Source organism: Salinivibrio sp. PR932 (assembly GCF_001996125.1).
GTDB lineage: Bacteria > Pseudomonadota > Gammaproteobacteria > Enterobacterales > Vibrionaceae > Salinivibrio > Salinivibrio proteolyticus.
Genome location: NZ_MUFM01000017.1, coordinates 46,405 through 64,846, shown reverse-complemented (window position 1 = coordinate 64,846; position 18,442 = coordinate 46,405). Strand labels below are relative to the sequence as shown.

General features: G+C 50.0%; 20 protein-coding genes. 2 read left to right on the top strand and 18 right to left on the bottom strand.

Annotated features, from left to right (window positions below; translation table 11 throughout):
* Positions 1–471: 471 nt before the first annotated feature.
* From BZG84_RS10015 to folM, 11 genes are all read right to left on the bottom strand, one after another.
* A complete protein-coding gene (locus BZG84_RS10015; protein ID WP_046075937.1) occupies positions 472–714 on the bottom strand; it encodes a type II toxin-antitoxin system ParD family antitoxin in 243 nt (80 codons plus the stop codon).
* 163 nt (positions 715–877) lie between these two features.
* Positions 878–1,759, bottom strand: a complete 882-nt coding sequence (locus tag BZG84_RS10010; RefSeq protein ID WP_077480461.1) for a metal ABC transporter permease — start codon at positions 1,757–1,759, stop codon at positions 878–880.
* Positions 1,756–2,601: a metal ABC transporter permease gene (locus tag BZG84_RS10005; RefSeq protein ID WP_077480460.1), complete on the bottom strand. Its 846-nt coding sequence runs from the start codon at positions 2,599–2,601 to the stop codon at positions 1,756–1,758. Before BZG84_RS10005 ends, BZG84_RS10010 begins: the two co-directional genes overlap by 4 nt.
* Entirely contained in the window at positions 2,598–3,479 is an 882-nt protein-coding gene (locus tag BZG84_RS10000) for an ATP-binding cassette domain-containing protein (RefSeq protein WP_077480459.1), read from the bottom strand. Before BZG84_RS10000 ends, BZG84_RS10005 begins: the two co-directional genes overlap by 4 nt.
* A complete protein-coding gene (locus BZG84_RS09995) occupies positions 3,466–4,368 on the bottom strand; it encodes a metal ABC transporter substrate-binding protein (protein WP_077480458.1) in 903 nt (300 codons plus the stop codon). Before BZG84_RS09995 ends, BZG84_RS10000 begins: the two co-directional genes overlap by 14 nt.
* 154 nt (positions 4,369–4,522) lie before the next feature.
* Positions 4,523–5,230, bottom strand: a complete 708-nt coding sequence (locus BZG84_RS09990; RefSeq protein WP_077662495.1) for an HAD family hydrolase — start codon at positions 5,228–5,230, stop codon at positions 4,523–4,525.
* Positions 5,231–5,268: 38 nt separating this feature from the next.
* On the bottom strand, positions 5,269–5,967 hold the full coding sequence (locus tag BZG84_RS09985; RefSeq protein ID WP_158011481.1) for a substrate-binding periplasmic protein: 699 nt from the start codon (positions 5,965–5,967) through the stop codon (positions 5,269–5,271).
* A gap of 221 nt (positions 5,968–6,188) precedes the next feature.
* A complete protein-coding gene (locus BZG84_RS09980; RefSeq protein WP_077481839.1) occupies positions 6,189–6,758 on the bottom strand; it encodes a YceI family protein in 570 nt (189 codons plus the stop codon).
* On the bottom strand, positions 6,755–7,294 hold the full coding sequence (locus BZG84_RS09975; protein WP_069588733.1) for a cytochrome b: 540 nt from the start codon (positions 7,292–7,294) through the stop codon (positions 6,755–6,757). The genes BZG84_RS09980 and BZG84_RS09975 overlap by 4 nt, the downstream gene beginning before the upstream one ends.
* A 110-nt stretch (positions 7,295–7,404) precedes the next feature.
* Positions 7,405–7,773 carry a dihydroneopterin triphosphate 2'-epimerase gene (gene folX, locus BZG84_RS09970; protein ID WP_198536724.1) on the bottom strand — a complete coding sequence of 123 codons (369 nt, stop codon included), beginning with the start codon at positions 7,771–7,773 and terminating at the stop codon, positions 7,405–7,407.
* Positions 7,774–7,793: 20 nt separating this feature from the next.
* Positions 7,794–8,492 carry a dihydromonapterin reductase gene (gene folM / locus BZG84_RS09965; RefSeq protein ID WP_077481841.1) on the bottom strand — a complete coding sequence of 233 codons (699 nt, stop codon included), beginning with the start codon at positions 8,490–8,492 and terminating at the stop codon, positions 7,794–7,796.
* 219 nt (positions 8,493–8,711) lie between these two features.
* Between folM and BZG84_RS09960 the strand changes: the two genes are divergently transcribed.
* Positions 8,712–9,308 carry a DNA-3-methyladenine glycosylase I gene (locus BZG84_RS09960; RefSeq protein ID WP_077481843.1) on the top strand — a complete coding sequence of 199 codons (597 nt, stop codon included), beginning with the start codon at positions 8,712–8,714 and terminating at the stop codon, positions 9,306–9,308.
* Positions 9,309–9,374: 66 nt separating this feature from the next.
* On the opposite strand, the gene BZG84_RS09955 is transcribed toward BZG84_RS09960, so the two are convergent.
* The 7 genes from BZG84_RS09955 to BZG84_RS09925 all read right to left on the bottom strand — a co-directional run bounded on the left by BZG84_RS09955 (position 9,375) and on the right by BZG84_RS09925 (position 16,099).
* On the bottom strand, positions 9,375–9,578 hold the full coding sequence (locus BZG84_RS09955; protein WP_077640001.1) for a hypothetical protein: 204 nt from the start codon (positions 9,576–9,578) through the stop codon (positions 9,375–9,377).
* Complete coding sequence (locus BZG84_RS09950) at positions 9,571–11,001, bottom strand: hypothetical protein (protein ID WP_131825105.1); 1,431 nt, start codon at positions 10,999–11,001, stop codon at positions 9,571–9,573. Before BZG84_RS09950 ends, BZG84_RS09955 begins: the two co-directional genes overlap by 8 nt.
* Before the next feature lie 44 nt (positions 11,002–11,045).
* On the bottom strand, positions 11,046–11,348 hold the full coding sequence (locus tag BZG84_RS09945) for an ATP-binding cassette domain-containing protein (RefSeq protein ID WP_077678166.1): 303 nt from the start codon (positions 11,346–11,348) through the stop codon (positions 11,046–11,048).
* Complete coding sequence (locus BZG84_RS09940) at positions 11,317–11,670, bottom strand: hypothetical protein (RefSeq protein WP_077481852.1); 354 nt, start codon at positions 11,668–11,670, stop codon at positions 11,317–11,319. Before BZG84_RS09940 ends, BZG84_RS09945 begins: the two co-directional genes overlap by 32 nt.
* Before the next feature lie 399 nt (positions 11,671–12,069).
* Entirely contained in the window at positions 12,070–12,561 is a 492-nt protein-coding gene (locus BZG84_RS09935) for a C40 family peptidase (RefSeq protein WP_077482143.1), read from the bottom strand.
* Positions 12,558–13,787 carry a GGDEF domain-containing protein gene (locus tag BZG84_RS09930; RefSeq protein ID WP_077678165.1) on the bottom strand — a complete coding sequence of 410 codons (1,230 nt, stop codon included), beginning with the start codon at positions 13,785–13,787 and terminating at the stop codon, positions 12,558–12,560. The genes BZG84_RS09935 and BZG84_RS09930 overlap by 4 nt, the downstream gene beginning before the upstream one ends.
* A 329-nt stretch (positions 13,788–14,116) precedes the next feature.
* Positions 14,117–16,099 (bottom strand): exoribonuclease II, encoded by a 1,983-nt coding sequence (locus BZG84_RS09925; RefSeq protein ID WP_077678164.1) that lies wholly within the window; start codon positions 16,097–16,099, stop codon positions 14,117–14,119.
* A gap of 371 nt (positions 16,100–16,470) precedes the next feature.
* Between BZG84_RS09925 and BZG84_RS09920 the strand changes: the two genes are divergently transcribed.
* On the top strand, positions 16,471–18,276 hold the full coding sequence (locus tag BZG84_RS09920; RefSeq protein ID WP_077480871.1) for a DEAD/DEAH box helicase: 1,806 nt from the start codon (positions 16,471–16,473) through the stop codon (positions 18,274–18,276).
* Positions 18,277–18,442: the final 166 nt, after the last annotated feature.

Below are 18,442 nucleotides of genomic sequence, written 5' to 3'. Positions count from 1 at the left end.
ATATATATTTTATAGATTTCATACATGACGCTTTTCCGTGATATTGCGCACGCCGCCTATCTCTGTTCCAACATTCACACTATCCCCACGCGTTAAGCTGTAAACGCATGACTCATCGATACCTTTAATCATCCATTCTGGGATAGTGTGCATCTGTCATGGATAAACGCGCACGCTTTTGCGTTTATCTAGCCGATAAACAGGTTAACCAGCCTGTGTTTTGCCACGCTATTGCCAGTTAGTTGTCGGCACCTAACACGCCATTGAGTGGGTAGATTTGGGATTAGTCTATCAAGGGCTGTTTTGGTTTTCGTACGCTATTGTCCAAAGTGTTAGGTAAGCCATGTTTTGTGAGGTGGGTACAAGAAATTGGCTAGAACACAAGGGGCGAATCGGGTTGGTGGGGCGAAGTGCGCGATTAGAACGACTTTAGTATGTCCGTTTTGGCGGCGATAGTCAGCATAAATGGCTTCATTGCGTGTCTTCGGCATCGATTTCGTGGATAAAGCTATCGATGTCATACTCCGCATCGCCACTCTGTTCGCCCTCTACGAGAAGTTGACGTAGTGTATGCAGTTTAGTCTCTTGGTTTTCGAGTAAACGCAGTGCGGCGCGAACGACTTCACTTGTCGAGCTGTAACGCCCTGTTTCGATTTGGCTAGCGATAAAGCCATCGAAGTGTTCACCTAGGGTAATACTTGTATTCTTTGCCATGGTTAGAACTCGTTGATACCAATATATACCTAATTATGGTATTTGGCGTGCGTGAAGGCAAGGTGACGGCCATGGGCGATAAAACCTATGCGACGAGCAATGTGCGCGAGCTCTGTCTCGCGCACTGCTGAGGTTGAAACGCTGCTGTGCCCGTCGGTGCCGATCAGTGCGATTGCGCCGAATGCGTGGTGGTAGAGCGCGTTGCTTTTGTTGCTTGCTGCGTCGGCTGTGGGCGCTGTTGGTTGCGGTGGATTTGATATTGCTGCCACGCGAAGGTCACTACAAAACAGCCGGTGAGTAGCAGTACAATGGTTGGGCCGGGTGCACTGTCGAGGTAAAACGATAAGGTCACGCCGCCCACGGCGGTGACTAAAGCAATTGCACAGGCAATCCATAGCATGCGGCTAAATTGCTTGCTGAGCATAAAGGCGGTGACGCCCGGTGCAATCAACATCGCCACCACTAAGATAATCCCCACGGCATGTAACCCCGCAACAATGGTGGCAATCATCACCGAGAGTAAGAGCCAGTGAAGCTTTTGTACGGGGAGCCCGAGTACGCTAGCTTGTGCGGGGTCGAACGAAAGCAGCATTAAATCTCGCCCTTTAAGGAGTACAAGCGCAAGCACGACTAAGCCGGTGATGGCGGCGGTGAGCAGCTGTTGGTGGTTAATCCCCAACAGGTTGCCAAATAGAATATGATCAAGGTGCAAATCAGACGGGAACTGGCCTTGCAAAATCAGCCCCAGTGCGAAAAAGCCAGAAAACACAATCCCCAGCAAGGTGTCTTCTTTCACACGGCTATTTTGTTTGAGCCAATGCACACTGGTGGCGCATGCGGAGCCGGCGGCAAAAGCGCCGACAATCAGCGGCAGGCCAAATAAGTTTGCTAGTACCAATCCCGGCAGCACCGCGTGTGCCACGGCGTCGCCAATTAATGACCAGCCTTTTAACACCAAATAGCATGAAAGCAGCGCACAAGGCAGCGCCACTAAGACGGCCATCAGCAGTGCATCTTGCATAAAAGTCAGTTGATACGGATTCATTGCAGTGCCTCCTGACGTTTGGCGCGCCGCGCGAGTAAACCGTGTTTGGGGCCAAACACAAAGGCGGCTAAGAAGAGTCCCACTTGGGCCAGCACAATCAGTGCGCCGGCGTTAAGGTTGGCGAAATAGCTGATATACACCCCAAACAGTGAGGTGAGTGTGCCGATGACACCGCTCAGCACCAACACGGGCCCAAAGCGATCACTCAATAAATAGGCGGTGGCACCGGGGGCTATCACCAAGCAAATCACCAAAAAGGCACCGACACTTTTAAGTGCCGCCATGGTGCAAGCGCTGAGCAGCGCAAAAAACAGCACTTTGAGCCCTACGACTGGCAAGCCAATGCAGCGGGCATGGCTTTCATCAAAAAAGGTCAGCATAAAATCACGCCATTTCACCGCCAGTACGGTGAGGCTCACCAAGGCAATGACTAGCATTTGCACTGCATCGAGTGGGGCAATGGCGAGCAAATTGCCCAGCATAATTTGTTGAATATCGACCGCGACGGGCGAAATGGAGACTAAAAAGAGCCCGAAGGCGAAAAAGCTCGAAAAAATCAAACCGATGATCGCATCTTGTTTGATGTGGCTGCGTTGGTGCAAAAACAGCATCACACTCGCGGCCATGCCGCCGGCAACAAAGGCACCGAGCGAAAAGGGCAGGCCTAGCATATAAGCGCCGGCAACGCCCGGTACAATCGCATGGGAGAGGGCATCGCCCATCAGCGACCAGCCTTTGAGCATCAAAAAGGCCGAGAGCAAGCCGCACACGCCGCCAATCAAGGTGGTGACCAGCAATGCTTTTTGCATGTATTGATAGGCGAGGGGATCGAGTAAGCTCATTCGCGCCGCTCCTGTGCGCTTTGTTCGCGCTTGCTATACACCACCAAGGGCCGCTCGTCGTCGGAAATCACCGATAGCTCGCGCGGATCGGCGTCTTGGTGGAGCTGATCGCTGGGCATCACATACTGGCGCAGTTTGCCGCCAAAGATGGCACTGAGGTTCTCGGTGGTAAACACATGCTCAGTGCGCCCGCCTGCCACCACCGCGCGATTGACCAACACGGTGCGATCGCAAAAGTCGGGCACGGTGCCAAGGTTATGGGTGGCAATTAAAATGGTTTTGCCTTCGTCTTTGAGCTCGAGCAGCAAACGCATAATTGACTCTTCACTGGTGACATCTACGCCAGTAAAGGGCTCATCCAGTAAAATCAGCGGGCTGTGCTGAGCCAAGGCGCGGGCGAGAAAAACACGTTTTTTCTGTCCGCCAGACAGTTCGCCAATTTGGCGCTGGCGAAATGCACTCATATCTACCCGGGCCAAGGCCTCATCCACCGCTTGATGATCCGCCGCTTTGGGGCGACGCATAAATGACATCTTGCCGTAGCGGCCCATCATTACCACATCTTCCACTAACACCGGGAACGACCAGTCGATCTCTTCGGATTGAGGGACATAAGCGACCAAGCCTGCTTTTTGCGCTTGCTTAATGGGGGTACCGTTGACCGCAATGCTGCCACTGCCGGGATTCACAAACCCCATGATCGCTTTAAACAAGGTGGATTTGCCGCTGCCATTGGCACCCACCAAGGCAGTGATGGTTTGCGCTGGCAGCGAGAAACTGGCGTGCTCAAGGGCACACAAGCCGTTTCGATAGACGACACGTACTTCGTTGACATCTAACACACTGGGCGTGTCGTCGGTTAAATCATAGTGCGTCATGGCGCAACCCCGCTAACACGGTTTCTGTGGTAACTGTCAGTAAGGATAGATAGTCAGGCACGGGTCCGTCAGCGCTGCTGAGCGAATCGACATATAAAATGCCGCCATAGTGCGCGTCGGTTTCCGCGGCGACCTGTTTGGCGGGCGCATCAGACACGGTACTTTCGGAGAAGACAGCACGCACTTGGTGTTCTCGTACGGTATCAATCAGCGCGCGAACTTGTTGCGGTGTGCCCTGACGCTCAGCGTTTATCGGCCATAAATAGGCTTCGTTGAGGTTTAAATCACGCGCCAGATAAGAGAAAGCGCCTTCGCTGCTTACTAGCCAACGCTGGGATTCGGGGACAGCGGATAGCGCGTCTTGCGCACGCGCGAACACGGCTTGAATTTGTGCCTTGTAGGCTTTGGCATTGGCTTGGTAGTGCGTTTGATTGGCAGGATCGTACTTAATCAGGGCTTGCTCGATGTTATCAACGTATCGCATTGCATCCGAGGGCGACATCCACGCGTGCGGATTGGGTTTGCCGCGATACGGGCCCGAGGCAATCACAATCGGCTCCACCCCGTCAGATAAGATCACATTCGGCACCTTATCAATGTGCTGGAAAAAACGTTCGAACCAGCGCTCTAAGCCTAATCCGTTCCACATCACCACATCCGCACCTTGCGCACGCAGAATATCCCCCGGGGTGGGTTGGTAGTTGTGGATCTCCGCGCCGGGTTTCGTAAGAGACACCACCTCGGCATGCTCGCCCGCTACGTTGGCAGCCATGTCAGCGAGAATGGTAAAGCTGGTCACCACTTTTAACTTGTCCGCGTGTTTCAATTGGTCGGCGTGCGCCAGTGGAGAGAGCAAGAGTGCCGCAATAATTAGCAGGTGTTTTCTCATAAGCGTTAATCTCGTTCATTATGCGTGTGACTACGGCGTGAGGTCGCCAGCCGATCATACGTTAAAGATAACGGTTATGATAATCATTCTCAAGTTGGTGTTATTAAAAAGGGCACATGAGGTGCCCTGCCGTCACGCTTCCTGTGATCTTTTACTAATCACGAATGGTGTCGTAGCGAGCCCATTCCATAATGGTCCAATCTTTTTCTTGGGCGTGTAGGCTTAAGTGCGGGTCAGGGTTAACCGCAAAGGCGCTGTCGACTTGCTCAAGCAAGGGGACATCCCAGTGCGAATCACTGTAACCGTATGTGTGGCCGACCGTGTCATGACGATCAGATAGCCATGCCTGCATGTAGTCATGCTTGCCACGAAAATCACGCACGCAATGGGATATGCTGCCTGTATACACGCCATTCAATGTTTCAAGCTCAATCGCAATCACGGTATCGAGTTTGAGTAGTTCGCCAATCGGCCTTGCCAAGTGTGCGGCGGTATTTGATACCAACACACAATGATCGCCACGGTTGCGATGCCACTCGATGCGCTCTAACGCTTGTGGCACCACCACAGGGGCGACGCGCCGATCGATAAAGTCGGTCGCCCATGCAGCCACGGTTTGAGTGGATTTTCCTTTGATTGGGCTCAACTGCACTTGCATATATTGCTCAAGGTTGATGCGGCCTTTTTTAAAATCCAGATACGCCCGCTTTTCTTGGTCGACCACGTTTTGCGGGGCAAGGTCGCACTGACAAAGGTATTCCAGCCACGCTTGTTTGGTGTCGGTGGCAATCAGTGTTTCGTCTAAGTCGAAGAATGCAATGTTAATCGGAGAAGTCATAGCCAAACTGATGTAATGAGACATTGATAGGCATCCTAACGAGCAACTATGACGATAGGGTTTCACTCTGCAGTGGTATCATCTGGTAAGAGCAGCCCATATTTTTGCTTCAAATCGTCAAAGGTGCCATTCCGTTTGATTATTTCTAACCCGCGGTTAAAGGCTTGAATATATTCTTGCGCCTTAGGGTTGGCCTTGCCGGCGGTGACATGGATATGTTGTTTGATCATCGGAGTGGGAGAAAAGTGAAAATCATCGGTATTTAGGTTTAAAGGTTCGAGCTCGTGTTGCATGACAAAGCGATTGCCCACCGCCATATCAACCCGACCGGCAGCGAGCATTTGTAAGCTCGAACTTAGCGAGGTGGTTTCTACTCGTTGAAAATAATCTGCATCTAAAAACCATGAATCATAGCCGTAGTCGCGTACGCTGGCGATACGTTTGCCAATAAGGCTTTTGGGGCCTTTGAAGTCAAAAAAGGTATCCTTTCGCATCATGATATCGATATTGGTGGCGAAATAGGGCTGACTAAATAGTAGGAATTCACTGCGTGCGTCTGTGTACCATGTGGTGGTGAGGAGATCGATCCGCCCATTTCTCACTTCGTACAAGCCGCGCGCCCAAGGGAAGAGTAAGAATTTGGTATCATAGCCTTGGGTAGAAAGGGCAGCGGTCACTACTTCAACAGAAAAGCCAGGTCTAGCTGTATCTCGAGTGACGTAAGGAGGCCAAGCGTCGTTGACTGCGGTAATAATTTTCATCTTCCCGTATACCGGGAGGGTGAAAACACAGAAAGTAAATACGAGGAAAAAACGCTTAAAAGAGATGAGCCTCATAGATAGGTATCCTTATCGATCAATGGATATCATCGCCAGACTAAGGCGTCGTTTTTCATCAGTATAGTGAATGTTTTAGAGATCGATAATAAACGCCCCAGCAGGTACCGGGGCGTATGGATTTGAGGGAGAGAAAGATTGCTCTCTTATTGGCGGATGCCCTCTACGTGCAGCTCCATATCGACATATGTGGCTGGGCCCATAGTGGCAATGCCGAAATCAGCGAGCTCGAGGCGAGTGTTGCCCATAAAGCCTGCGCGGTAGTTACCCCATGGGTCATCGCCGTGGCCAACCAATTCAGCGTCAATCTCAATCGGCTTGGTTTGCCCGTGTAAGGTGAGGTCGCCTGCAATGGTCATCGAACCATCGCCGTTATCTGTGACCTTAGTGCTCTTAAAAGTGGCTTGGCCAAACTTGCTCGCGTTGAGAAAATCTGCACTACGAATGTGCTTGTCGCGCTCGGCATGGTTAGAGTCCAAGCTGGTGGTATCGACGGTCACTGTTACGCTAGACGCACCAATGTTGTTGGGATCAAATTCAAACTGACCATCGAATTTGTTAAAGCGACCTTTGGTAAAGCTGTAACCTAGATGAGGCACTTTGAAGTTGACAGAGGCATGTGCGCCCTTGGTGTCAATCATATAAGTGTCTGCCAATGCAGGCCCAGATAAGAGTGTCGCGGCGCTAATTCCCATGGCTAACATGAGTTTTTTCATTTCGGGTTTCCTCCGATCATCTTCCGTAACGTATTGTCTTTGTCGATAAAATGGTGCTTTAACGCAGCCAGTGCGTGAACAGCGGCTAAGGCAATCAGGGTAATGGCAACATAATAGTGTACGTCACCTGCGATATCCGACTGATTAGGGAAAAGCTCCCCTGCACTTGGCACGGTAAACCAAGTAAACACGTCGATACCTCGGCCATCTGAGGTAGAAATTAAATACCCAGACACAAACAGTACTGCGAGGAGCAAGTAAATCGTGTGGTGTGCTGCGGTCGCTGCTTTGCGTTCCCACGCTTTGCCCTCAACCTTAGGCATTGTATGGGTGATTTTCCATCCTAAGCGCAGTATGGTGGCGCCAGCGAGCAAGATCCCAATGGATTTATGCCAATGTGGGGCGGTTTGATACCAACTGCTGTAATAGCTAAGGTCGACCATCCACAGGCCCACGGCAAACAAGCCGATAATGACCAGAGTAGAAAGCCAGTGCAGCACCCGCATTACAGGATCGTAACTCGTTTTCGCTGTCATAGTCCCTGTCCTAATAACAATTCCAACACAGTATATAAGGTAAAATGGGATTCAGAACCAAGTTACCTTGAACAAGATGTTCGAATTATTCTAACGAACTCTTTACACGGTTACGAATCGCGCTCTGTCCAACTGAGGCTCAGTGAGACGGAGTCGGCAAACCTTAACGCATGCGGCTTATCAATAGTCACTTGGGCGTAACGCACCCAGTGGTGATCGCGTGCAATGTCGAGCACGCCGGCGACCAGTTTTTCCAACAACAAAAAGCGGCCATTCTCAACATAGTCGATAATCGCTTTGGTGATCACTTTATAGTTCAGTGCGTCATCAACATTATCCTCTTGGCTGGCTTTGTGGCCGGGATAGTGAATTTCTACGTTAATCACCACATCTTGCTTCTTTTCCTGCTCTTCGGGGTTAAAGCCGATATATGTACGCAAACGTAGGTTGGTAATTTTGATCACAGCGTCATTCATCATTGTGCTTTCCAGTTAGGCAATTACGCTAAATGGCGTCCGCCATCGAGTTTAAGGGATTGGCCCGTCATATGCTGACTGGCAAGAATAAAGTCGCAGGCGTTGATCACTTCCTGCTCGCCGGGCACTGTGCCCAAAATCGATTTTTTGCGCGCTTTCTCACGGTAGGCATCGTCATCGCCGTCGTTGAACATGATAAGCGCGGGGGAAATACTGTTTACCTTGATGTCGGGGGCGAGTTGTTGGGCAAACGATAGGGTGAGGTTCTCAAGCGCGGCTTTACTCGCGGCATAGGCAAGGTGTTTTGCGCTGCCTTTGTGGGCCACGTAATCGGTCAGGTGAATAATGTCGCCGCTATTCATCCATCGAGTTGCCGCCATATTGATCAGATAAGGCGTTTTGGCGTGGATTTGCATCATGCTGTCAAACAAAGCCGCGAAATCTTGGCTTTGTTTTTCACTGTCCCACGATGAGGCATTGTGGATTAAACAATCAAACACCGGATTGTGCGCGTCAATGGCTTGGATAAATGCATGGATGCCGGCATCGTTAGAAAAGTCCGCCTGAATACAATGAGCGCCTCGCTCGATAAGCTCACTCACTTGAGGACGCGGTGTCCGATATGACACAGTGACTTGATGCCCTTGCGCAAGAAAGTGACAAGCAAGCGCGTAGCCGATCCGTTGTCCTGCCCCTGTGATAAGAATATGCTTTTTTGTCACGTGTTTTCCTTTATGGTTACCACTGAGAGTGAATGCACTCTGACAACAACGAGTATGTTACGTTTCATGGACTTGTAGCGATCAAAGATAGCGACATGTTAACGAAATCGACAGATTTATACCGAGTTAACTCGCTGATTTCGTGGCATGAACAACAAAATCGCGGACAATCGGAACAAATGCATTACCATCATGCAACCAACTTTGAGGGAAATTGTCATGGAACCTTGCCAATGGGCACAACAGAGTGAGTCGGAGCAGCATTATCACGATACCGAGTGGGGCGTGCCGACATTTGATGATCAAGCGATCTTTGAGTTCATTTGTTTAGAGGGCGCGCAAGCAGGATTAAGTTGGCGGCTGATTTTAGAAAAGCGTTCCGCGTATCGCGCCGCTTTTTCTGATTTCGATTTCTATCAACTGGCAAACGTGGCTGAGCCGAATATTGCTGAGATCATGGCCAACCACGAGATTGTCCGTAATCGCTTGAAAGTGGCGTCTGTGTTTACCAATGCGCAAGCGGCGGTGACGCTGGTGGAAGAGTATGGATCCTTGGCGAAGGCGCTGTGGCAGTTTACTGGCGGTGTACCGATCGTAAACCACCACCAATCGGATGCCGATGTCGCCACCGCGACCGACGAATCCCGTGCCATGAGTCGCTTTTTGAAAAAGCGTGGCTTTAAGTTTGTGGGCGAGACGATTTGCTATTCGCTGATGCAAGCGCTTGGCATGGTCAATGATCATGTCGTCACATGTCCGCGCTATCAACCCTGTTGCGGACTGGCTGACTCGGTAAAAGCCCCGCCTCAGAAATAACGACGGAATTGCCAGAAGCGTGCTTGCCAATTTGCGTGGAGAAAATACCAAGCTGAGATGCTCAAGTTAATTCAGCCATGCCTGAATGAACTGGCTGATAGCGCCGATCGCTGGCGCGAATAAACAGAGCACGGCCAAGACCACGAGAACAATAATGCGGCGGGGCGACTTGGCAATCTCCTGCGCGGCTCGGACAGTAAACCAATTATCCGAACCGACCAAGTATGCGCTCTCTTGGGAGCGATTGTCTTTTTTCTCATATTTAATCATGGGCTAATTTTTTTGGGACGTGGATACGATCAAATACTACTTTACTACCGCGACGGTTGGGCAGGGGGAGTGGGGTGATGTTGACTACCCGACCGCCGAGCAGGTAGGGAAAAAACGCGTCCGATTGCTCAGAAGTAAAGGCGAAATACAGTGTGACTGGGTGAGCGTAGATACGTTGAGTGGCGAGTAGCCCAAACAGTGCATGTTCGGTGTGATGATAGCCATTTAGCCAGTCGAACTGCTTATTAGTGTGTGGGTTTAGGCCTACGCCACCGTGGACCTTATCCACCCACGCATCAAGAAACTGCCAAGTGGTACTGGCCAAGCTTGCCTGCAATGAATCTTCCCCGACTAATTTGGCGATGATGAGCCCCTGATCCAGCTCGACCCATTGCCAAGAGTTGATGTAGTTTTCATCGTGATAGCCTTTCCAAGTGATTTGGGTACCTGCGTTAGCCCATTTGTCGCGCTTGGTGTTGGGGAGGTATGACATCAGCTCGGTGACGGGCAGCTCACGAGTCGCTTGGTTAAGAGTTTGTGCTAGGCAGTTTTGTACCTTTTGTTGATCCTCGTGAGTCAGTAAGTCACGATTGAGGAGCAGGTTCCACCAAGTTTTGACAGCATGGCCAAAGTCATTATGCTCATGTTCGGATAACATCGTGCCATTGTCATGTAATGCGCTGAAGACGCGACATTGCTTGAGATCTACATACTGATCGATGAGCGCATCAACCACCCATTGGCGGTACTGGCTTAACTGGATGTTCTCTTGTGGCGTACTAACCGAGCTGACTAGGTTCAAATAGGCCGTGAGTTGATCGAGTTGTGCGACTAGCTCGCGTTGTGGAGTGCTAGACGTCGAGCGTGGCCACCAGTTCAAAGCCTTGTTCTCTGGATCGTAGTAGCGCTTAAACAGGGTATCGATTTCTTGAAGTAGGATGTGGTGCACGGCCGCATCGCGAGTGAGGTAATCATACATGGCTAGGCCTAATAGAGCATAAGCCGCATCTTGCGCGGAGGCAGGTTCTTCGCTGACCTTATTATTAATGTCTACGTAAAGCGCAAACCCTCCTTGTGGTAGTCTCATCTTTAACAGTTCTTGAACACCCGCCGAAGCGATAGAGAGGGCGTCGGGCTCCCCAGTAATATGGAACAAAGCCAGATAGGTGTAGATCTGACGAGACTGCATTCGAGTGTAACGCCGGCCTAACTTGTCTTTAGCTCTCACATCCACCAATTCCTGACACAGAGCCTCTGGTGAGGGCAGGCGGCCGTTGTCACAGCGAAAGGTTGGGAATCGTCCTCGTGGTGTGCCATAGGCATCGGGCTGCATCCAGTATTGACTAATCACTTGCGTGTGGTGCATCCAGTCATCTTGAGTCGGGTAAGAAAGTTGCGTTTTCGCGTCAGTGACTGTACTCATAAGAGCAAATAGCACGAGGATAACGTGGTACAAATAACGTAGGATCATAATGGATAAACCTTATCCGCAGAAGCAATGGTTTCTTGTCGATGGGCGACCATGATTTTAATGATGTTCAGCTCAGCGATATTGGCATTGATCTTTTGTTCGCTAAGTGTGTCAAGATGGCTGGTCGCTTCATCTAACAGCAGAATTTTTGGCTGAAGATACAGAGCACGCGCGAGCAGTAAGCGTTGCCTCTGGCCCCCGCTGAGTAAGGCGCCCATGTCGCTGATCAGAGTGTCATATCCGAGTGGTAATTTTTTGATTTCATTATCAATATAGGCTAGCTGAGCGGCTTTCACCATCTGTTCGCGCGGTTTTATGACGGCTTTTTTCAATTAAGGTTAATTCTTGGCGAATATTGTCGTTAGACAGAGCGTATTTCTCTTTCAGTACCACTTTATCCATTTGTATTTTTTCTTTTGTGTCATTGAGTAATGACAACAGCTTGGTGTATTTCGAGTTGCCATATTGGTCGTACTCATCACTGGTTATAAACAGTAACGACTGCCCTTTATCCACCAGATTACCATTGTCAAAATTAAAGCCACTAATACTGCCAGTTGCATTGCTGGTAATAGTGATGATGCCATTGCTATAGGTAAGTTCACCGTCAGCGTTGATCACTCTAGGTAATTCAATAATAAACAACGAAATCGCGAGAATAATAAAGACAACTAAGCTTATAAAAATACCTAATCTGATATTCTTATTTCCAACCGTTAATGGACTTCCATACAGAGAATTTAACTGGTTTCTTTTTTTTCTAGGTACTCTTCTCTGAACAAAATTATTATTTTTGGTGTTATTTGATTTCCAAATATTAAACCATGATCAAAATAAATAGAAATGAGACATAAGGCACACTTTAGCCTGCACATTTCGTTAAATGGATCGCATGGATTGAGAAATTGAATAGCTTTCTACAGAAAAGATCGGTTTGTGAACATATATGTCGATTCAAAACGAATTCGGGATATAAGAGAGGTTAAAAGGCCATCTTGCCACTTAGTCAAAAGCCTCGCCTCAGAAATAACGACGGAATTGCCAGAAGCGTGCTTGCCAATATGGATTATCAAGGCGTGACACTGTCACTCCTTGTGACGTAGATGCATGCATAAATTGCTGGTTGCCGAGATAGATACCAACATGGCGCAAGCCGGGGCGAATGTGGAAGAAAACCAAATCACCCAATTGGGCATCCTTATAATCAACCGGATAGCCGCCCTTTGCTTGGCCATGAGTTGTGCGCGGTAAGGGCGTGGATAGCGCATCACGATAAACGCGCTGGGTATAGGCCGAGCAATCGATGCCTTGGCGTGAGGTACCTCCCCAACGATAAGGCGTGCCTTGCCATTGCTGATAGTGCTGCGTCAGTGCGTAGTGCAATGCTTGGCTGCTTGCGGAGTGTGAGGGAGCCGAGGAGACGGGCGTTGTGCTTGAGTCCGGGTCGGATGGTGAGCTGCTACATGCGCTTAGTAACAGGATGAAGGTAGACACTAACCCTAGCTTTATCATTCGCTTCCTCGAATACAGTTTCTTCCCGCTTGTTTAGCTTTATACAGTGCTTGATCGGCCAGTTGCAACACTTCATCCGGTTGGCTGGCTTGCGAGGCATCGGCGAAACCGATACTCACAGTCACATGAACGGTTGCGGTGTCTTCTTTCTGCCCTCGTTTTTGCTTGCCTTCATTCGGGTTGGTAGGACGGTTTTCTTCACGAAGTACCAACGGGTACTGGGCGATATCCTCTCGCAATGCATCAAGAAAAGGCAGGCATTGATCGGTGGTTTTCCCCTTGAATAAAAGGGTAAATTCTTCCCCGCCATAGCGGAAAGCGGTTGCGCCACCTTCGCATTGTGATAGCAAACTCCCCACCAGTTTTAATACATCGTCACCGGTTTCATGGCCATAGGTATCATTGAAGCGCTTAAAGTGATCCACATCGAGCATGGCGATAGTGTAACGGCGACCGAGGTGCTTTAATTCATCTTGCAGTGCCCGACGACTTGGAATGGCGGTTAAACCGTCTAAAAAGGCTAATTGATGACTAAACGCGACTTGGTTGGCAATGAGGAGTAAGCCGGCAATGGCAAAACTAAACGATGACACATAGGCCATATCAAAAAAGATCACCGTGACCGATGTACAGGTGAGCGCGATAAAGGTGGCATGATCGTCGACACTGTTTTTATGTAAAACACGTATCGCGGCCATACACAGTGCAATCAGTAGCATCACGATCAAAAGTAGGGGGAGTGGGCTAAAGGCGGGAATGCGCACAAACACTGGATGCTGATACAGCCAGGTCGCCAATTCACCATATTGCATCACTAACAGCGCGCCCCAGCCAATCTCGAGTGCCATCGCGGCAAAGAATAACAAGCCAAACAGCGAGGTCAGCTTTCTATCGCGGGTGATGCGAATATAGAGCAAATTAATCGGCAACAATACAACCAGAAGTACATATTCCAAATAGGTTGTGCCGTCAGTCAGTGGCGATTGCAGCCGGGTTAAAATGACGGTGTAGCTAATAAGTAATATCACCACAGTCATGCCAACACGCGCACTCTTGAACAAGTGACTTAATAGCAGGGCAGTAAATAATAAATAGAAGGGCGCGGCATAGAGTAAGTTTAGGTATGGCGAAAGCGAGGCCAGCAACGGGTGATAACCTGCAGCAAAAACAAGGAAGATAAGTAGCGGCACGCCCAAACGTGCTAACGGTGAATGTAACAGCCCCATGACACCTTATATACTGCGTGGCGAGTGTGAAAAATCAATGATTGTGTTTTAGTTATCATAGTTTGCGCATGGTGAAAGAGTGCCAAAATCAGAACCTTAAACAAACAGACTGTGACCAGCCTTGTGCTTTTTCCTCCGATGCGCCATCAAGGCTTGTTATCGATGGGATGGTGGCTCGATGACCTTGGCGCGTTTCCGTTAGATAGCGCAAAACTAATGATTAACTTATCATTTCAAGCGCAATACGCCCAATAAAAAAGCCAAGCGACAAGGCTTGGCTTTGAAGGGGAGTTGACTCGCCGTAGAGAGCCACAAGAAAGAGGACGAAATTACGCGTCTTTCGCTTGCTCAGGCAGGGTAAACACTTGGGTTGGTTTTACCACAATGGAGCGAGTTGACTCTTTGATATCCGCAATCACCACTTCCAGGCTGTCGCCTAGCTTAAACTCAACGTTGCCATCAATGGTCACTGTGCCTGTTTCTTTATCACAGGCAATGCGGGTTTTGTTATCGATGATCAGCGACGATGGAATAAACGCCGGTGCGCCATTTTCGAGTAGGCGAACACGCATACCCGCGCGGTTAATATCAAAGATTTCCGCTGTGTAACGGGTTTGTGCTTCCACTTCTGGCTTTAACAAACGGACGTACAGCCAATCAGCGACATCGCGCTCGGCCATGCGGTGGTGTTTGCGATGACCAGCCAGTTCTTCACCGACCGTATCCGCAGGGGCATTGGCTTCGGTTTCGCCGCGAATGATCGCTTTGAGTAAGCGGTGGTTAATCATATCGCCGTACTTGCGGATAGGCGATGTCCATGTAGCGTAGACATCAAGGCCCATCGCGTAGTGAGGAGCAGGCTCATGACCAATTTCACTGTACGCTTGGAAACGACGCAGGCGGTTGTCGAGATAGGTGCTGTCGAGGCTGTTTAACCAACGGCGCAATGCGCTAAAGCCTTCAACGGTTGCCAAGCTCTCGCTCTCGGCTTCTCCGTCATGGGCTTTGACCAACTCGACCACATCGTTCAGCTTGTCACTGTTAAAGCCTGCGTGAGTATTAAAAATACCGAAACCGAAGGATTCACGCAGTTTGCGACCTGCACAAATGTTAGCGCTGATCATCGCCTCTTCAACGATACGGTTAGCGATGCGGCGCGCGTCAGTATGAATCGCGATCACATCGTTATCTTCGCTGAGCTCAAAGCGATAGTCAGGGCGATCGGGGAAGGTCACCGCATGCGTTTCACGCCATTCAATGCGGGCAAGTGCAAACTGGTGCAACTGATGGATTTGATCCGCGATGTCGCTGCTCTCTGGCTGCCATGCCGCCTGTTCGCCTTGCTCGATGTAATCCGACACCTTGTCGTAGGCTAGCTGGCCGTGTGATTGGATCCATGCAGAGAAGAACTCGGCGTCATCGGCAATGGTGCCATCGGCAGCGATATTGAAGGTACAGCAAAGCGCCGGGCGTTTTTCGTGGGCACGTAGTGAACACAAGTCGTCACTCAGATCGCGAGGCAACATTGGGATGTTGCGACCAGGCAAGTAAATGGTGAAGCCGCGGCTGCGGGCCACTTGATCAAGGTCGTCATCCGCATCGATATACGCAGTCGGATCGGCAATCGCAACTGTCATGGTAAAGTCGCCTTGCTCGTTGGCTTTTACATATAACGCATCGTCCATATCTTTGGTCGATTCGCTATCAATGGTCACGAAGGGAAGCGCGGTCAGATCGCGGCGCTCTAAACCTTGCTCTAACATCTCCCATGCCTCTTTAGGCGCAGGCTCTTGGTTTGGTAAGTTATGTTTTGCTAGCGTGACCCACCAAGGTGCAATCTTGTCATTGGCATCGGTGATTTTTTCACTGACTTGGCAGAAGAAGTTGTCGTCGCCTTTGAGTGGGTGACGGATCAGGGATGCGACAACCCAGTCTCCATCTTTGAGCTCGTCTTGCGATAAGCCGCGCTGGGTTTTGGCACGAATCGCATCTTTGATTTGCGGATGATCCGGCACAATATTGAGACGGTTACGAATCCACTGGACGCGACCAATAAAGCGGTCAATGCTTTGCTCAATCAAGGCATCCGGCTCTGCGACCTCACGCTCTTTTTCTGTGCGAACGAAGGCTTCAACACGATCACCGTGCATCACTTTCTTCATATACGGTGGTGGAATAAAGAGGCTGGTTTTATCGTCCACCTCTAAAAAGCCAAAGCCTTTTTCAGTGGCTTTCACCGTTCCCTCTTTCTTGGGCAGGGTTTCTTGGATCTGTTGCTTAAGTTGCGCTAGCAGGGGATTGTCTTGAAACATAACATCGGTCTCGGTTTTCGAATCGCCACACTATACGTATTCGCTCACCCAAAACCAACCCGTGACCGGAAATTGCTATCGATGGTGTGGTATGTCGTGGATCCAAGTGAATCGCCAGTAATCGGTTGATGCGTAACCATACAGGGATTGTATGCGAGATAAACAATGTGCCACATGAGTGCGCGAAAGCGGCAAAATTTGTGAAGTTGTTCAACTTTTTCTGGCTTTTTTCGCCTGAATAGCGCAGAATGCACACCCTTAATTACCGAGGCCCGTGGCGCTGGTGACTTACACTGTGAAAGAGCAGTGTAGCTGGTTGAGCAGAACGCTGAAGGGGCCCCGTTTCGCTACACTCATAGATTGGGATCCCAATGCAAGAATCTGTAACCAAATTTCGCCAGTTAGATCTGGCCGACACCCTTTTATCTGCACTTGACGCCATGGGCTTTGAATCGCCAACACCGATTCAAGCTGCGTCTATTCCTGTGCTGCTAGAAGGCCGTGATGCGCTAGGTAAAGCGCAGACGGGTACGGGCAAAACCGCGGCGTTTTCTTTGCCGCTGTTGAACAAAGTTGATTTAAGCCAGCATAAACCTCAAGCCATCGTGATGGCGCCGACTCGCGAGTTGGCCATTCAGGTTGCCGCTGAGATGAAAACCTTGGCGCAAAACATCAAAGGCCTCAAAATTCTTGAGATCTACGGTGGTGCGTCGATCGTTGATCAAATGAAAGCGCTGAAAAGCGGCGCGCACATTATCGTGGGTACCCCAGGTCGTGTGAAAGATTTGATTAACCGCGATCGTTTGAAGCTGGATGAAGTACATACCTTTATTCTCGACGAAGCTGACGAAATGCTCAAAATGGGCTTCGTAGACGACGTCACTTGGATCATGGAGCAAGCACCTGAGTCGGCACAACGCGTGTTGTTCTCTGCCACCATGCCTCCAATCGTTAAACAAATCGTTGATCGTTTCTTGCGTAAGCCTGCTCGCATCGACGTTGCGGGAAGCAACCGTACGGTTGAGAAAGTTGAGCAACAATTCTGGGTCGTGAAAGGCGTAGAAAAGGACGAAGCGATGAGCCGTCTTTTGGAAACGCAAGACACAGACGCATCGATTGTGTTCGTTCGTACTCGTCAAGATACCGAGCGTCTTGCGGACTGGTTGTCTGCACGTGGCTTTAAAGCCGCTGCGCTGCACGGTGATATTCCACAGTCTCAACGTGAGCGTACGGTTGACCACATCAAACGTGGCGTGATTGATATTTTGGTGGCAACTGACGTTGTTGCGCGTGGTCTTGATGTGCCACGTATCACCCATGTCTTTAACTATGACATTCCGTTTGATGTTGAATCTTACATTCACCGCATTGGTCGTACCGGTCGTGCTGGACGTGCAGGTAAAGCGATCTTGTTGGTACGCACCAACCAGATGCGTATGCTGCGTACCATTGAGCGTGTCACTCAGACGCGCATGGACGAAATCCAGTTGCCGAACCGCGATAAAGTAGCGGAATCTCGCGTAGCCCGTTTGGCTAGCGAACTGGCTGAGAAAAAAGATGCTGACTCAATCGCACCTTTCGTCAGCTTGATTGAACAGCTACAAAACGACATCGAAGTTGATGCGACTACCTTAGCGGCGATGCTACTTCAGCGTCAGCAAGGCAAGCGTCCATTGTTCTACAAAGGCCCTGATCCAATGATTGCGGCGATGGAACGTGAAAACCAACGTCGTGAGCGTCGTCGTGATGATCGCCAAAATGGTCGTGATCGCCGTGAAACCAACCCTGCAGACTGGGATACCTATCAGTTAAGCGTGGGTCGTGAGCAAGGCGTACAAGTTAAAGACATCGTGGGCGCGATTGCTAACGAGCTGGGTCTAGATAAAAACAACATTGGTGCGATCAAACTGGCACCGGGACACACTTACGTACAGTTGCCTAAGACCATGCCAAAAGAAGTCTTTGCGCAGCTTCAGAAGCTACGTATTCGCCAGAAAGAAACCAACGCACAACGCGTTGAAGGCAATGTGATCCGTGACCGTCGCCCAAGCGATCGCAATGGCGGTGGCCGTGGTCGTCAAGACCGTGACAACCGTGGTCGTGGCGAACGTCGCTTCAACCGTGACCGTGGCAATGATCGCGGCTCATTCCGCGGTGAGCGTCGCCAAGCGCAGTAAATAATAGAAAGCCGGGTAGCAATGCCCGGCTTTTTTGATCCATGTCTGCGACGTAATGCCTTGTTGGCAGGGTATTAACGACGCTGATATGCCTGTGGCATTGTGGGACATTCCCGATGTGCCAGCTATATACTTTTAACGGTGCGCGGTTTAATGTGCACTTTTA

Bases quoted from the DNA above. Each gene is read 5' to 3' on its own strand.
- BZG84_RS10015 (WP_046075937.1), bottom strand. From the start codon at position 714: ATGGCAAAGAATACAAGTATTACCCTAGGTGAACACTTCGATGGCTTT.
- BZG84_RS10010 (WP_077480461.1), bottom strand. From the start codon at position 1,759: ATGAATCCGTATCAACTGACTTTTATGCAAGATGCACTGCTGATGGCC.
- BZG84_RS10005 (WP_077480460.1), bottom strand. From the start codon at position 2,601: ATGAGCTTACTCGATCCCCTCGCCTATCAATACATGCAAAAAGCATTG.
- BZG84_RS10000 (WP_077480459.1), bottom strand. From the start codon at position 3,479: ATGACGCACTATGATTTAACCGACGACACGCCCAGTGTGTTAGATGTC.
- BZG84_RS09995 (WP_077480458.1), bottom strand. From the start codon at position 4,368: ATGAGAAAACACCTGCTAATTATTGCGGCACTCTTGCTCTCTCCACTG.
- BZG84_RS09990 (WP_077662495.1), bottom strand. From the start codon at position 5,230: ATGTCTCATTACATCAGTTTGGCTATGACTTCTCCGATTAACATTGCA.
- BZG84_RS09985 (WP_158011481.1), bottom strand. From the start codon at position 5,967: ATGAAAATTATTACCGCAGTCAACGACGCTTGGCCTCCTTACGTCACT.
- BZG84_RS09980 (WP_077481839.1), bottom strand. From the start codon at position 6,758: ATGAAAAAACTCATGTTAGCCATGGGAATTAGCGCCGCGACACTCTTA.
- BZG84_RS09975 (WP_069588733.1), bottom strand. From the start codon at position 7,294: ATGACAGCGAAAACGAGTTACGATCCTGTAATGCGGGTGCTGCACTGG.
- folX (WP_198536724.1), bottom strand. From the start codon at position 7,773: ATGATGAATGACGCTGTGATCAAAATTACCAACCTACGTTTGCGTACA.
- BZG84_RS09960 (WP_077481843.1), top strand. From the start codon at position 8,712: ATGGAACCTTGCCAATGGGCACAACAGAGTGAGTCGGAGCAGCATTAT.
- BZG84_RS09955 (WP_077640001.1), bottom strand. From the start codon at position 9,578: ATGATTAAATATGAGAAAAAAGACAATCGCTCCCAAGAGAGCGCATAC.
- BZG84_RS09950 (WP_131825105.1), bottom strand. From the start codon at position 11,001: ATGAGTACAGTCACTGACGCGAAAACGCAACTTTCTTACCCGACTCAA.
- BZG84_RS09945 (WP_077678166.1), bottom strand. From the start codon at position 11,348: ATGGTGAAAGCCGCTCAGCTAGCCTATATTGATAATGAAATCAAAAAA.
- BZG84_RS09935 (WP_077482143.1), bottom strand. From the start codon at position 12,561: ATGATAAAGCTAGGGTTAGTGTCTACCTTCATCCTGTTACTAAGCGCA.
- BZG84_RS09930 (WP_077678165.1), bottom strand. From the start codon at position 13,787: ATGGGGCTGTTACATTCACCGTTAGCACGTTTGGGCGTGCCGCTACTT.
- BZG84_RS09925 (WP_077678164.1), bottom strand. From the start codon at position 16,099: ATGTTTCAAGACAATCCCCTGCTAGCGCAACTTAAGCAACAGATCCAA.
- BZG84_RS09920 (WP_077480871.1), top strand. From the start codon at position 16,471: ATGCAAGAATCTGTAACCAAATTTCGCCAGTTAGATCTGGCCGACACC.